Origin of the sequence: Bradyrhizobium sp. I71 (assembly GCF_022354745.1) — a bacterium.
GTDB classification, from domain to species: Bacteria; Pseudomonadota; Alphaproteobacteria; order Rhizobiales; family Xanthobacteraceae; genus Bradyrhizobium; species Bradyrhizobium liaoningense.
The window spans coordinates 2,192,293-2,205,337 of the sequence record NZ_CP059398.1 but is presented as its reverse complement, the minus strand read 5'-3'; the positions used below and the strand labels follow the sequence as shown (position 1 = coordinate 2,205,337).

General features: G+C 62.3%; 12 protein-coding genes. 9 read left to right on the top strand and 3 right to left on the bottom strand.

Annotation, left to right across the window (positions count from 1 at the left end):
- Positions 1–314: 314 nt before the first annotated feature.
- The 5 genes from FJV43_RS10935 (at position 315) to FJV43_RS10915 (ending at position 4,965) form a co-directional block, all read left to right on the top strand.
- Entirely contained in the window at positions 315–1,397 is a 1,083-nt protein-coding gene (locus FJV43_RS10935; RefSeq protein ID WP_239626890.1) for a histidinol-phosphate transaminase, read from the top strand.
- 176 nt (positions 1,398–1,573) lie between these two features.
- Positions 1,574–2,464 (top strand): AraC family transcriptional regulator, encoded by an 891-nt coding sequence (locus FJV43_RS10930; RefSeq protein ID WP_239626889.1) that lies wholly within the window; start codon positions 1,574–1,576, stop codon positions 2,462–2,464.
- Positions 2,465–2,550: 86 nt separating this feature from the next.
- On the top strand, positions 2,551–3,372 hold the full coding sequence (locus FJV43_RS10925; RefSeq protein WP_239626887.1) for a response regulator: 822 nt from the start codon (positions 2,551–2,553) through the stop codon (positions 3,370–3,372).
- Between the two features lie 180 nt (positions 3,373–3,552).
- Positions 3,553–4,269 carry an SDR family oxidoreductase gene (locus FJV43_RS10920; protein WP_239626886.1) on the top strand — a complete coding sequence of 239 codons (717 nt, stop codon included), beginning with the start codon at positions 3,553–3,555 and terminating at the stop codon, positions 4,267–4,269.
- Positions 4,270–4,377: 108 nt separating this feature from the next.
- The gene (locus FJV43_RS10915; protein WP_345946199.1) at positions 4,378–4,965 is read left to right on the top strand and encodes a hypothetical protein; all 588 of its coding nucleotides are present in this window, start codon (positions 4,378–4,380) and stop codon (positions 4,963–4,965) included.
- Here FJV43_RS10915 and FJV43_RS10910 read toward each other — a convergent pair.
- On the bottom strand, positions 4,885–5,346 hold the full coding sequence (locus tag FJV43_RS10910; protein WP_239626884.1) for an aldo/keto reductase: 462 nt from the start codon (positions 5,344–5,346) through the stop codon (positions 4,885–4,887). The genes FJV43_RS10915 and FJV43_RS10910 overlap by 81 nt on opposite strands.
- Positions 5,347–5,829: 483 nt before the next feature.
- On the opposite strand from FJV43_RS10910, the gene FJV43_RS10905 reads away from it, so the two are divergent.
- The 4 genes from FJV43_RS10905 to FJV43_RS10890 all read left to right on the top strand — a co-directional run bounded on the left by FJV43_RS10905 (position 5,830) and on the right by FJV43_RS10890 (position 10,910).
- A complete protein-coding gene (locus FJV43_RS10905; protein ID WP_239629391.1) occupies positions 5,830–6,594 on the top strand; it encodes a response regulator in 765 nt (254 codons plus the stop codon).
- 169 nt (positions 6,595–6,763) lie between these two features.
- Positions 6,764–7,465 carry a DUF1127 domain-containing protein gene (locus FJV43_RS10900; RefSeq protein WP_239626882.1) on the top strand — a complete coding sequence of 234 codons (702 nt, stop codon included), beginning with the start codon at positions 6,764–6,766 and terminating at the stop codon, positions 7,463–7,465.
- Positions 7,462–8,403, top strand: a complete 942-nt coding sequence (locus FJV43_RS10895; RefSeq protein WP_239626881.1) for a cytochrome c peroxidase — start codon at positions 7,462–7,464, stop codon at positions 8,401–8,403. The genes FJV43_RS10900 and FJV43_RS10895 overlap by 4 nt, the downstream gene beginning before the upstream one ends.
- Positions 8,400–10,910 (top strand): two-component system VirA-like sensor kinase, encoded by a 2,511-nt coding sequence (locus FJV43_RS10890; protein ID WP_239626879.1) that lies wholly within the window; start codon positions 8,400–8,402, stop codon positions 10,908–10,910. The genes FJV43_RS10895 and FJV43_RS10890 overlap by 4 nt, the downstream gene beginning before the upstream one ends.
- 105 nt (positions 10,911–11,015) lie before the next feature.
- Here the strand turns inward: FJV43_RS10890 and FJV43_RS10885 are convergent, their stop codons facing one another.
- Both FJV43_RS10885 and FJV43_RS10880 read right to left on the bottom strand, forming a co-directional pair.
- The gene (locus tag FJV43_RS10885) at positions 11,016–11,831 is read right to left on the bottom strand and encodes an IclR family transcriptional regulator (RefSeq protein ID WP_239626878.1); all 816 of its coding nucleotides are present in this window, start codon (positions 11,829–11,831) and stop codon (positions 11,016–11,018) included.
- Between the two features lie 113 nt (positions 11,832–11,944).
- Complete coding sequence (locus FJV43_RS10880) at positions 11,945–13,039, bottom strand: extracellular solute-binding protein (RefSeq protein WP_239626876.1); 1,095 nt, start codon at positions 13,037–13,039, stop codon at positions 11,945–11,947.
- Positions 13,040–13,045 lie beyond the last annotated feature (6 nt).

Here is a 13,045-nt window from a genome sequence, read left to right as displayed (position 1 = left end):
AGGCCAATTCGGGACGCAGCCCAGCTTGGCTGCACGTCCCAGTGCGCGGCGGCTACCAACTCAACGGCGGGAAGCTGCGATTCGCAGCGGCAGGCTCGCAGCGGTGCCGTTCGGAACGCTCCGAAACGTACGGCACAATGCCAGCCGCCCCAGTCGACAGGCGACAATGTGGCCAAAAGAGACTGCCGATGTTGCAGCCGCAGCGTGACTTTGCCGATCTGCAATGATGCGGACATCGCGGTGCCTCAGGTTCCCTAGCCTCAACCGTCACCTGCCGGGTGGCGCCTGGCGAACAGAAGATGGGAGCCGCATCCTTGAACCGTCGCGACTGTCTGATCACCAGCTGCCTTGCACTGAGCGGGCTCGCAAAACCCGCAGCTGCCAGCGCTGCAGAGTCGGATCGCATCCGGCTTTCACTGAACGAGAACCCGTTCGGCCCATCGCCCCGCGCGCTCGCGGCGGTCCGCGATCAAATTGGCGAACTGTGCCGCTATGGCGGGGATCTCGGATCTGCCCTCACGGAGTTGCTGGCCTTGCGCGAACGCGTGCTGGACGATCAGATCGTGATCGGCGATATCCTCAAGCCGCTCGGATTGCATCTCGCCCAAGGCGCGCCGCTCGTAGCCGAGTTCATCTATTCCGAGCCGGGTTATGCGGCTCTGGTGGATGCGACGCGGCCAAGCGGCGGGGTCGTGGTCGGCGTTCCTCTCAATTCGAGGCTCGAGAACGATCTTGACGCCATTGCGGCCAAAGTCAGCGAACGGACGCGGGCGATCTACCTCGTCAATCCTCATAATCCGTCGGGCACCGTCAGCGATCCGGCAGCTTTTCGCGCTCACGTTCGCGCGATGTCGAAGCAAACGGCCGTCATTGTCGACGAGGCCTATCTGGAGTTCGATCCTGATTTCGAGAAGCGAACGGTCATGGACCTCGTCCGGGCGGGCGAGAACGTGGTCGTGTTCCGGACTTTCGACAAGATGTTCGGATTGGCCGGTCTCGGGCTTGGCTATGCGGCGGCGCCTCCGGCGCTCGCAACGTCGCTTAGGCGGGCCGGGTTCGGTCGGGTCGACGCACTTGATCGGCTCGCACTCGTGGCGGCGGCAGCAAGCATACGGGATACCGAGTATGTGGCGACGACGCGTACAAAGGTCGCCGCCGAGCGGGACAAATGGCACCAGTTGCTCGCCAGTCTGAAGCTTCGCCACTCCGACTCGCGGGCAAACTTCATCTTCTTCGAGGCCGACCGTCCTCAGACCGAGATTGCTGCGGCCCTGCGGAGCAAAGGTATCGACATTGGCCGCGCCTTTCCGCCGCTTGAGCGCTGGGTCCGTATCACGATTGGTCTGCCGCACGAGAACGCGGCGACGCGTGCTGTCGTTGCCGAACCGTTGCGGTGAGACCCCCATATGCGATTGCCCTGCCTCAGTCCGCGAGCGGCCTCGTATCCTTCCCTGCTTGACAGAGACGTGAGTTGATCGCGGTCGCGGCCGCAACTACGTGAAGCGTCGCCAGTCTCACCAGTTCCTCAGCCCTCACCTTCTGCGACAACGGAGTGTCATACTGAATGAACGTTGTGGAGTATCCGATCGGGGGCGGTGCGACCATTTCGGCGCAGGAGCAGCCTGGTGTTCTGAGGTGTTTTCGATCGTTCCCACTATCCGACATCATCGAAGCAATCTGGGACTGTGACATTCCCGATGGCGATTTCGCCAAGTCGCTTACGATCAAGTGCCCGCCCGGCACATCCTTGCAGCTGATCGGCCAGTACCGGAAGCCGGCCAGAATCGCACAGAGCGAGACGGTCCTTCCGTCAAAATGCGCTACCCATGTTCAGACGCATGCTCTCACTCTGTTCCCCACGGGAGCGTTCGGAGCCGTCATCGTTTGCCTCAGGCCGGACGCAGCCAGCCGCATCGTCAAGGCTCCGTTCAGGGAGTTCGCGAACGCCAGTCTCTATCTCGGGGATCTGTTCGGCAATTGGGAAGTCGAGATGTGCGACGACCTGCTCGCCGGGGCGAGGACGAGCCAGGAGCGGATCGCCGGTGTCCAGGCCTTCCTGCTTCGGCAGCTGAGTCCCCAAATAGACAGTCTCGCCAACCGCGCGGCTGGGTATCTCAGAAAAAATCCGGCCATGCCTGTCAGCGCGCTGGCCGCGCTGCTCGGCACCAGCGAGCGCAACCTGTCACGCGGCTTCAAGAGAGCCTTCGGCCTCAGCCCGAAGCGGTTTGCGCGCCTTGCGCGGTTTCAGAGAATTCTCGCTGAGCGGCGCCTCGACCGCTCCTGGGCGCAGGTCGCCCATGCCTGTGGTCTTTCCGATCAAGCCCATCTCATCGGCGAGTTCCATGATCTCGTGGGCGAGGCACCAACGCAATTCTTCACGCGCGAGCTGCACATCGGGGCCGATGGAATGGACGAAGCCAACCTCATCATCCAGCGAACGGCCGGAACGGTCGGTCGCAATTAGTTGATGCGGACTTCCGAAACGGCCAAGAGCGGTTTTGAACGCTCACCTAGCTGAAACGCATTGGTTGTTTCGAGCGAAGGTGAAACATGTTGGCTCGCCTGAGGGACCCCGGGCCCGTTGAGAATGCGGCGGAGAAGCCCTCTGTCTATCCAAGCTTATCTCGGATTTGCGACAGTGCGGGTGCAATCACGAGCGCCGCGCACAATATCCTCCTTGTCGAGGACGACCCGGAAACGCGCTCGTCGGTCGTCGATCTTTTTGAAGATCATCATTTTGCCGTTCATGCCATCTCCCGCCGGCATGAGATCAGTCGATACTTCGCCTGCAATCATCCAAACTTGCTCATTCTCGACCTGCAACTGGGCCAGGACAGCGATTTGAACCTTTTGAGGGAGCTTCGATCCCGCTTCGACGTCCCCATTATCGCGACCGGCGACCGCCGCGACGAGATCAGTTGCGTAATTGCCCTCGAACTCGGGGCCGACGACTATATCGCCAAGCCGTTCGGCCTGAGGGAGTTGCTCGCGCGCGCTCGCGCCGTGCTTCGGCGGCAGAAGTGCGGCCGAGCGGCTCGGACGAACGGCTCGCAGCGCGGCGGCTTCAGGTTCTGCGGGTGGACGCTCGAACGCCGCGCCCGACGCCTGCTTAGGCCCGACGGCAGTCCCCTGGTGCTGACGAAAGCCGAATACGTCCTGCTCGTCGCTTTCCTCGAAGCACCGCAGCAGACGCTCTCGCGCGAGCAATTGCTGCAGGCAACCCGAATCCACGAGGATGTGTTCGATCGGAGCATCGATGTGCGGGTCTGGCGTCTCAGACGCAAGCTCGAGATCGATCCGCGCGCGCCCGAGATCATCAAGACCCAACGCGCGGTCGGCTATCTGTTCACTCCCCCGGTTGAGGCATTCTAACCGGCGAAGCGTGGGCTTTGTTCGGTCGCAGCGTCCCGCAAGCATCACGGAAGCGCGCCGAGACGTGAGCGATTTACGTCTGTCACGTAAACCTGACGCAGCCGTCCGATACTGCCAAGACGGATATCGCCGATCTTGTCACGCTGGTCCGGGTGCGATTGTCTCGATGAGAGAGGAACGATGAGCAATTCGGAGAAAGTGGCTGTGGTGACCGGGGCATCCCAGGGCATCGGCGCCGGAATAGTCGAGAAACTCCTCGACAACGGCTACCGCGTCGTCGCCTGCTCGCGAAACATCACCAGCAGCGGCCGGCCAGATCTTGTCGAGGTGGCCGGCGACGTCGCACGGCCCGAGACCGCCAGGCTCGTGATCCAGGCGGCAAGAGAGCGCTTCGGCCGCCTCGATACCCTTGTCAACAATGCCGGTGCCTTCCTGTCGAAGCCCTTCACCGAGTACACGGAAAGCGAGTTTGCGAACCTCGTCCAGGTCAATATGGGAGGTTTCTTTCACATCTCGCAGCTGGCCATTGCCCAGATGCTTCGTCAGGCGAGCGGCCACATCATCAACATTACGTCCAGTCTCCTGGCCGAGCAGCCGGTGAAAGGATTGCCCGCGGCTTTGACGGCAATCACCAAGGGTGGCGTCAACGCGGCGACACGGTCGCTTGCGATCGAATACGCGGATAAGGGCATCCGCGTGAATGCGGTAGCTCCCGGCGCGGTTCGCACGCCGATGCATGCCCCCGAGAGCCATGGGTTTCTAGCGACGATGCACCCGATCGGGCGCATTGGAGAAATTGAGGATATCGTCGACGCGGTCCTCTATCTCGACAATGCATCCTTCGTGACCGGGGAGATATTGCACGTCGATGGCGGCGCCAACGCCGGTCGTTGGTGACCGCCGGAGGGATCTCCGGGTGTCAGGATACGGGAGAGAGCGTTGAGCGTTTATCCTCGACCCATACTCGACTTGTTCGGAATTGATCTGCCGATCATCCAGGCTCCGATGCTCGGCATGGTGACAACCGACATGGTCATTGGAGTTGCCGAAGCAGGCGGGCTCGGCTCGCTTCCTGCGTCCGGACTCAATGCGGAACAGACCCGTAGCATCGTCCGCGAAATACGGCGGCGCACGCCGAGGCCGCTCAACCTGAACTTTCTTTGCCATGAGGCGCCCACACGGGACCGGCGGCGTGAGGAGGCCTGGTTCCCCTCTGTATCGAGAGGCGGCGCGCTCGACGCCGCCCGAGCAAACGGTGATCACCAACGTCTTCACCGGACGGCCTGCGCGCGTATGCGACACGCGGGTCGTTCGAGAGCTTGGCCCGATCGGGATCGACATGCCCGAATTCCCCATTCCGGCAGCTCCACTGGCGCCGTTGCGTGCTGCATCCGAACGTCAAGGGCGCACGGATTTCACCCCGCTGTGGTGCGGTCAGTCAGCGCGCCTGGGCCGCGCGCTCTCAGCTGCCGCGTTGACGAGACGGCTGTCGGATGCCCGCGAGCACGGATCTCAACCATCGGTGACGAGAGCCGGCGATTGAGCTTCCGTGTGGGTGCCGACGACCAGCGATACGGCGACATCCGGTGCTGACGAGAACTGCAGCGCGGCCGTGCGAAGATCAACGCCAAACTGGTTGGCGATGGCACGCAGCTTGTCCCGCTTGACGATGTGCTCCGCCGGGATCTTCCAGCTGTTCTGGCCGCAATTGTATCGCGAACGACCAGAGATGAAGCCGGCATTGAGGGATGATCCCACGACGAAGCTCACGTTCTTTTGCCGTGCGACTGGGAAGAGATTGTTCAGCGCATTGGCGTGATCGATCAGGGAGTACTGCGAGGCGAGCAGGCACACGTCAGGGTCCGCCTCCTGCATGACGCGCAGGATCGGTTCCGGCGTGTTTACCCCGGTCCCCCACGCCTTGATGATGCCCTCCTCCCGCATCCGGGACAGCGTGGGGAAGGCCCCCTTCATCGCGATCGCGAACTCCTCCTGTGTTTTGCGCGATTGGCCATGGTTCTGTCTCCGTGAGGGGGCTGCTGTGCGGCAGTTGCCAGCGACGGCGCCAGGATGGTCCCAGCTGCGGCGGCTCCGGCGATTGTCAGGAAATCACGACGGCTGTTCGTTTTGTCAGGCACGAGACTCCTCCTTCGCGAGTGATATGGTTCGGCTAACAATCGAAAGAAGGTTGCGTTCGTTGAGCTGTGCTCAATGCCGCCTTGATATCGGCGTGATCGGTTGTGATCCCAATGCTCATGCGCGAAGCGCCTTGTTACCATTGTAATCGTCGCCAGCTGGGGTGCTTCGCTGCGAGCGGAGGCCAGATGCGTTCTGACAGCAACTCTCAAAAACGTGTGCTGCAGTTCGGGGGGCCTTCCTATATCTTCGGGGAGCCGCGACATGGAACACCCAAAGGACTACCAGACCGACCGCGCTTGCCACCCATCCTCGGAATTGATGCGGTCGGATGGTCCATTGCCCCCAAGCGACACCTCGAAGCGCCGGGTGCCACTCTGTCTTGTCGTCGAGGACGACATGACCATGCGGCATCTGGTGACCAACTATCTCGAAGACCATGACATTCGGACTCTCTCTGCTTCGCGACGAGAGGAGGTCCCGGCTCTTCTTCTCCGCAATTCACCGGACCTCGTGGTGCTCGATCTTCGCCTTGGTCAGGAGGACGGTCTGGATCTGCTGCGCGAGATACGCGCGCAATCGGATGTGCCGGTCATCATCACGACGGGGCATCGGCGCGACGAGATCGATCGCGTGATCGGGCTCGAGTTGGGCGCGGACGACTATTTGACGAAGCCCTTCGGTCTGAGGGAACTCGTCGCCCGCATCAAAGCCGTTCTCAGGCGGCGGGAGGCCGCACCGTCCCTGGCCCAGCAGCGTGATGCCGAGAACGGCCGCTGGCGCTTTGGCAGCTGGCAGGTCGATCGGCGCCTGCGTCGGCTGACGAATTCGCACGGCGAACCAGTCGGCCTCACGAAAGGCGAATATGCGCTGCTGATGGCCTTCCTCGATGCGCCGCAAAAGCCGCTGTCCCGTGAGCATCTCTTGCAGGCGACGCGTCTGCACGAGGATGTATACGACCGGAGCATCGACGTGCAGGTGCTCCGGCTGCGCCGCAAGCTGGAAACAGATCCGAGTGTGCCGTCCATCATCCGGACCGAACGCGGCATTGGCTATGTCTTCACGCTATCGGTGGAGCGGCTTTGACGGTCGGAGCGGTGAGGGGCCGCCCATTCGGCGGCGGGCTGGTAACATGGCGCGCCGCTTCGAATGTGCCGGAATTCGTATTACAGATGTAGTCGTTTTGGCCCGCGTTGGAATGTCCTGGAAACGTGACGGCAGCAGAGTCTCCCATGCAAACGACATGGAGACGATCATGCTGATGGTCAAGAAGACAACATGCGATGGTCCACGAAGCGCGATCCAGGAGCGACCTGACGAACGTGTGCGCCACGAACGATCTCTGCCCGCAATAAGGCCCTCATCCTGGCCCGCGCGAATCGATGAAGGTGCGCTTCAACCGAAGGTGACGAGGCGCTTCACGAATGTCCTCGCACGATCGGCGATGGTCCCGGCCAAAGCGCTTGTCGATTTCACGGTGACCGTTGGCTCCGTGCTGACTGCCGAGTTCCTTGCTGGTTGTGCCGCCTACGCTTGTGCGATGTATCCATACCATGCTCTGCCGGAAGAACGCGAAGCGGAAGTCGAGATCGAGCCCGCTCCCGATCAGGCGAAGAGCGATCGGGCGCACAGGGGTCGGGGAAACCTGCGCTTGATCGCGCGTCAGGTCAGCCTGCCGGTCGAGGACGTGGAATCGCATCGGCCGCTGCCGCTGCCGGATGCGCAGCCGTTCATGTCCGACGTTCCGCTCGTCAGTCGCCCCGCGCAATCGTCCCCAGCCTGGTATGCATCGATCGGCGCGGCGGCGCTGGCGCTGGGCAGATCGATCGGCGAACGCAGGGCCGTGCGGCGCTCCGTGGCCGAACTGCGCCAGCTCGATGATCGGCTCCTGCGAGACATGGGGCTTTGTCGTCTCGATATCGAAAACGCAGTCAAAGGTGAAATCGATCTGAGATGAAATCGATCGTGGCAGCCGTCTGCGCAACAGTGTTACTTGCAGGAACGTTTGCCGGCCTCGGGCCGTCGACGGTATCGTCTTCGACGGCCCCGACCGAAGCCGATGGCGAGCCGATCACGCCGATCCCGCCGCCGCCGCCGGCTGATCCCCGAAAACTCGCTCTGGGCGAGCGCCTGTTTGGCGATACGCGGCTGTCCGCCGACGGGAGGTTTGCCTGCTCATCCTGCCACGACCTCCGCACCAATGGAGCGGATGGAGGCAGAAGCCGGAATCCGGCATCAGGGCAGCTCGACACGCTCACCGTGTTCAATGCCGCTCTGAGCTTTCGTCTGACGTGGGAAGGCCGTTTTCGCAGTTTTTCCGATCAGACGGAAGATTCGATCAGCAGCCCGACCAGCATGCGCAGCACCGTTGCCGACGTCGTGCAGAAGTTGAAGGCCGATGCGGCCCTGAACAAGCAGTTTCGTGCTGCCTACGGCCGCGACGTCGATCGCGACAGCCTGCTCGATGCCATCTCGACATTCGAGCGATCCCTGCTCACGCCGGACAGCCGCTTCGATCGGTGGCTCGCAGGCGATGCATCCGCGCTCTCTCCGGCCGAACTCGAAGGCTACAAGACCTTCAAGGCTTTCGGCTGCAGCGCGTGCCATCAAGGCGTCAATATCGGGGGCAATCTGATCGCTCGTCAGGGCATTTTCCGTCCCCTGGTTGCACGCGGGCCTTTCCGGGTTCGTGTGCCGAGCCTGCGCAATGTCGCCGTCACCGCACCCTATTTCCACGACGGAAGCGGCGCCACCCTGGAAGACGCGGTGCGCCGGATGGCGGCTGCGCAGCTCGATCGGACGTTGAACGATGATCAGGTTGCCTCGCTGGTAGCCTTCCTCGGAACCTTGACGGGCAATTACCGTGGCAAACCCGTGACCGGAGCGGCGCCATGAGGGCCGTGCGATGGGCGGCGGTCGTGATCGGGCTGTCGGTTCTGCTGACCTGGTTCTCATGGCGCGCGGTGAATCCGGAGGCGGAGCTTTATGATCGTGCGCTGATCGAGATCGATCGTTTCGGCTTGATCGAGGATGCGCTGTACCGTGACCTCTTCACCGCCCGCGCGGGCCTGTTACTCAACTATGATCCATTGGTCAGCGAGATCGATGGGCTGCACGAGGCCATCGCCCGCTTGCGCGCAACCGTCGAGGTCGACGGCCGGACCGCCGACATGGTCAATCGGCTCGCCGCCTCGGTGGACCGCCAGGAGGAACTGGTCGAGTATTTCAAGAGCCAGAACGCGGTCATGCACAACTCGCTGTCCTTCTTCGCGCGTTTCGCAACGAATTCGGACCGCCGCGATCTGGACCTCGCCATCAGGTCGGCGGGGACGGCCATTCTCCACCTGACGCTGGACACGTCGTCGACTGCGGTCAAGGAAGCCGAAGAGCGCCTGGACGAACTGGACGGGCAGGCGGCCGGATCCGGGCAGGTGGTCCTGATCGAGCCCTTCCTCGCTCATGGCCGTTTGCTGCATCGGCTGCTGCCTTCGGTCGACAACATCCTGAAGAAGATGTTGACGCTGCGACACAAGCAGGATCAGGCGGCCTTGCGCGCGACTATCCTGGACCTGCAGGTCACCTCGCGAAATTCGGCCCGCTTCTATCGCGCAATGCTCTACGGCTCCTCGATCGCGCTGATCGCATTCCTGATCTATCTCGGTCTCCGGTTGAGATCACGCGCCAACGCGCTGCATCGGCGCGCGGCGCTGGAACACATTATTGCGGACATATCGATGAATTTCATCAATGCGACTCCGCAAGGCATCGAAGCGGAAATCCAGCGAGCCATCGCTTCGTTCGGTATTTTTGCAGGATCTGACCGCGTCTATGTCGTCGTGTCCGGCGCGACGACACGGTCGTATGTCTGGCATCAGCCGGGCAGGGAGTTCCCGCCCGGCTGGCCTGAAGCCGCGGTCGATCTGGCCTGCCGGATGGTCGACGGGGAAGGAGTCGTCCACGTGCCCGACGTGCGCCGCATGCCCGTGGGCGACAACAAGCTCTTCCTGGAGGGCATGGGTCTCGGGGGATGGGCATGTGCGATCAATAGCGATCGTCAAGGCCGCATGGTCGCGTTCGGCTTCGATGCCGTCGGTTGCAAGTGTCGCGTTTCTCACGCCGGCGAACTCGTTCTCCTGCGTATGGCCTTGGACACTTTCATCCATGCAGTCGAGCGGCGAAGTGTCGACGAGGAGCGAAATCGCCTGCAGAAGCGCTTGCAGCAGGCGCGCCGCATGGAGAGGATCGGCACTTTCACCAGCGGCATCGCTCATAACTTCAATAACATCCTGGGAGGAATCCTCGGCTATGCCGAAGTGATGGAAGAGCACGCCCGCTCCAGCCCCGCGCTGGTGCGCTATCTCGCCGGGATACGGCGAAGCGCAGACCGGGCCCGCGATCTCGTCAGTCAAATCCTCATGTTCGGCCGTCGCTCCGACATTCGTCGCGACTCCGTCAGCATCGGTGCGCTCGTCGCCGAAACGGTCTCGCTGTTGCGCGTTGCGCTGCCGCCCCGGATTGAAATGGTGGTCAGACAGCATCCGGCCGGATTGATCGTCATTGGCGAGAGCGTGCAGCTGCAACAGGTCATCATGAACCTGTGCAACAACGCGGCGAACGCGATACCGGAGTCAGGACGAATTGAGATCGAGATCGAGCTGCATGAGGTGCTCGATCCGATCTGCCTCAGCCACGACAAGATTGAGCCTGGCCAGTACGTGCGAATTTCGGTTTCGGACACGGGGGCGGGCATGGACGGACCGACATTGGACCGGATATTCGAGCCGTTCTTCACGACGAGGTCCAGCGGAAACGGATTGGGACTCGCAACGGTGAAGGAGATCGTGCTCGACCACGGCGGAGGGATCAATGTGCGCAGTTGTCCGGGCGAGGGCAGCCATTTCGACGTCTGGTTGCCGCGGGCCACGGCGGCGGCCTTGCCGGAGCAGCGCCCGCCTGAGCATATGACAGGACAGGGCAAGGTCGTGATGCTCGTAGCCGGCGACATTCACCGCCTTCGTGGTGACGAGGAAATGATTGCTGCGCTCGGCTTCGAAGCCGTGGGCTTCGCCACGGCTGAGGCTGCACGTTCCGCGTCCAAAGCAGCTCCCGACCGGTTCGATTTCGTGGTCGTCGGTCCGGTCGGCTCGCTCGGGCAATCCCTTGAACTGGCGACCGTGCTGCATCACGAGCTTCCGTCGGTTCCGATCGTCCTTGCGACGAGGACGGCATTCGAGATCGGTGCCGATGCGTTGTTGGGGGCTGGTATTTCTGACGTCGTGCGATGGCCCATTGTTGCCGAGGAGATTGCGATTGTCCTGTCGCAGATCTCCCGCGTCGGCAGGCGCGAGGTCTCGAGGCGACTGATATCGGAGGCGTCAGCGACACTTCCGGCGCTATCGTGATGCGGAGAAATTGGCGAGACGGAAGGACCGGCGGACTTTCCCATCACCTGACGCTTTTTCAGCGCGCAAGGGTCCGAGCCAGGATGCCCTCCAAAGGAAACAAGATCAACGGGCGCGTCGTAATTGATGTGACGGTGTAGAATCGCCTCTCACGACAGCGTACGCCGCCGGCCTGCTGGAATAGCCGAGGGCGGCGCCGATGGTCCGGGCCGCCTCCATGACGTGAACCGAATACTCCTTGATCTGCTTGCGCTTCACGCGGGTGTCGGGGCCGGACATGCCGATCGCTCCCACCAGTTCGCCGGAGCGGCCGAGGATCGCGCAAGCGCAGGCCGCGATGCCCTCGCGCCACTCGCCATGCAGCACGGAGGAGTAGCCTTGCGCGCGTGCCAGCTCGATGTCCTCCCGCAGTTCCTCGATCGTCGTTCGCGTCGTTTCCGTGTAGCGCCTCAGATGCGGCCGGAATCGTTCCAGGTAGTCATCAGGCATATGTGCGAGCATTGCCTTCCCCGTCGCCATGGTGAAAGCGGGTGCGCGCATGCCCACGCTCGTATGGGCGCGGATATGGTGAGCGCTTTCGATCTTGTCGACGTAGACGACGTCGGTATCTTCGAGCACGGACAGGTGAATGGTCTCGCCGGTGATCTCGGCAAGCTTGGTCATTGCCGGTCGCGCGACGTTGATGAGATCCATCCGGTGGATGACATGGCTGCCGAGCGCCCAGATCTTGGTCGTGAGCTCGTAGGTGCTGTGCGGGGGGATCTGGCGCACATAGCCTTGGGACTGCAAAGTCATCAGCAGCCGATGCACGTTGCTCTTGGTGAGCTTCAGCTCGCTCGCGAGGTCCGTGACCCCGCGGGGCCGCTCGCTCAGAGCAAGCGCTTCCAGGAGACGCAGTCCCTTGGTAAAAGCCTTATCCATCCACCAGCCAAAATAGAATGATCTTTCACTCGATCTAGCATGGCCGCGCGAACGGCAATAGCCCGGGTGTGGAATCGGCCCCGATCCTTTCGGATCGGGGCCGATCAGCCTGCTTACTGGGCCAGCAAGGCGTTGAGCTTCTCCTGCCCGTACTCTTCGTTGGTGGAATTTCCGGCCGGCGAAGCCGCGCCCCAATAATCCGGACTCCATTCGATTGCTTTCGAGATGTTGTCCGGGTTGTTGGCCCAGTAACGGGCGAGCTTCTTGTCGGTCGCCGCCTCGAACACGACCCGGGAGGGGAGGGCTACCGGGAAGGTCGAGGTGAGCTGCGCCGCGCGCTTGGGCTCGAGCCGCCAGGACAGCAGTTTCAGCGCGTTGTCGTAGTTCGGCGCTCCCTTGGGGATCGAGAAGAAGTCGTAGTAGACGAAGCCCTGGTTGAAGGTCAGGTCGATCGGCGCGCCCTCCAGGGCGAGCTTGCTCATCGAGCCGGTATAGGCCATGCACATGTCGGCCTCGCCGTCGAGCAGGAGTTGCGGCGGCTGTGCCGACGTCGTCCACCATTTGGCGATGTGCGGCTTGATCTCCTTGACCTTCTTCAGCGCCCGCTCCATGTCGATCGGGTAGAGCTTGCTCTTCTCCACGCCGTCAGCCATCAGCGCCGCTTCGAACACGAAGCGGGGCCAGGCGGGCATGCAGCGCCGGCCGGGGAATTTCTTCACGTCCCAGAAGTCGGCCCAACTCGTCGGTACGTTTTCTCCCTTGTACTTGTCCTTGTTGTAGACGAGGCCGACGCCGATCACCTGCAAGGCTACGCCCTTCTTGCGCTTCAGATTGTCCGGCATCGCCGCCAGCGTTTGCTTCGCCCCGTCCGACAGCTTGGAATAGTCGATATCGGCCAGGCAGCAGTCGCCGAGCAGCTTCGTCTCCTGGTCGAAGATAAACGTCAGGTCCCATTGCGCTTTGCCGGCTTCGGCCTGAGCCTTGATGCGCGGGCCGCTACGGGCTTCCTGGACGGTGACGACCTTGATTCCGGTCTCCTTCTCGAACGGGTCGTACATGACCTTGCGCAATGCATCGCCATATCCGCCGCCCGGATCCTGCATGATCACGACGTTGCTCTGCGCTTGAGCCAGACCCGTCCCCATCGCGATGCACAGGGCCGAGGCCAATACGGAAGCCGATAGCCGCCAGCGTTTCATTCCCAGCATTTTCTC

Coding starts and splice junctions, on each gene's coding strand:
- FJV43_RS10920 (WP_239626886.1), top strand. CDS start 3,553: ATGAGCAATTCGGAGAAAGTGGCTGTGGTGACCGGGGCATCCCAGGGC.
- FJV43_RS10885 (WP_239626878.1), bottom strand. CDS start 11,831: ATGGATAAGGCTTTTACCAAGGGACTGCGTCTCCTGGAAGCGCTTGCT.
- FJV43_RS10925 (WP_239626887.1), top strand. CDS start 2,551: ATGTTGGCTCGCCTGAGGGACCCCGGGCCCGTTGAGAATGCGGCGGAG.
- FJV43_RS10915 (WP_345946199.1), top strand. CDS start 4,378: ATGCTCGGCATGGTGACAACCGACATGGTCATTGGAGTTGCCGAAGCA.
- FJV43_RS10900 (WP_239626882.1), top strand. CDS start 6,764: ATGCTGATGGTCAAGAAGACAACATGCGATGGTCCACGAAGCGCGATC.
- FJV43_RS10890 (WP_239626879.1), top strand. CDS start 8,400: ATGAGGGCCGTGCGATGGGCGGCGGTCGTGATCGGGCTGTCGGTTCTG.
- FJV43_RS10895 (WP_239626881.1), top strand. CDS start 7,462: ATGAAATCGATCGTGGCAGCCGTCTGCGCAACAGTGTTACTTGCAGGA.
- FJV43_RS10880 (WP_239626876.1), bottom strand. CDS start 13,039: ATGCTGGGAATGAAACGCTGGCGGCTATCGGCTTCCGTATTGGCCTCG.
- FJV43_RS10905 (WP_239629391.1), top strand. CDS start 5,830: ATGCGGTCGGATGGTCCATTGCCCCCAAGCGACACCTCGAAGCGCCGG.
- FJV43_RS10910 (WP_239626884.1), bottom strand. CDS start 5,346: ATGAAGGGGGCCTTCCCCACGCTGTCCCGGATGCGGGAGGAGGGCATC.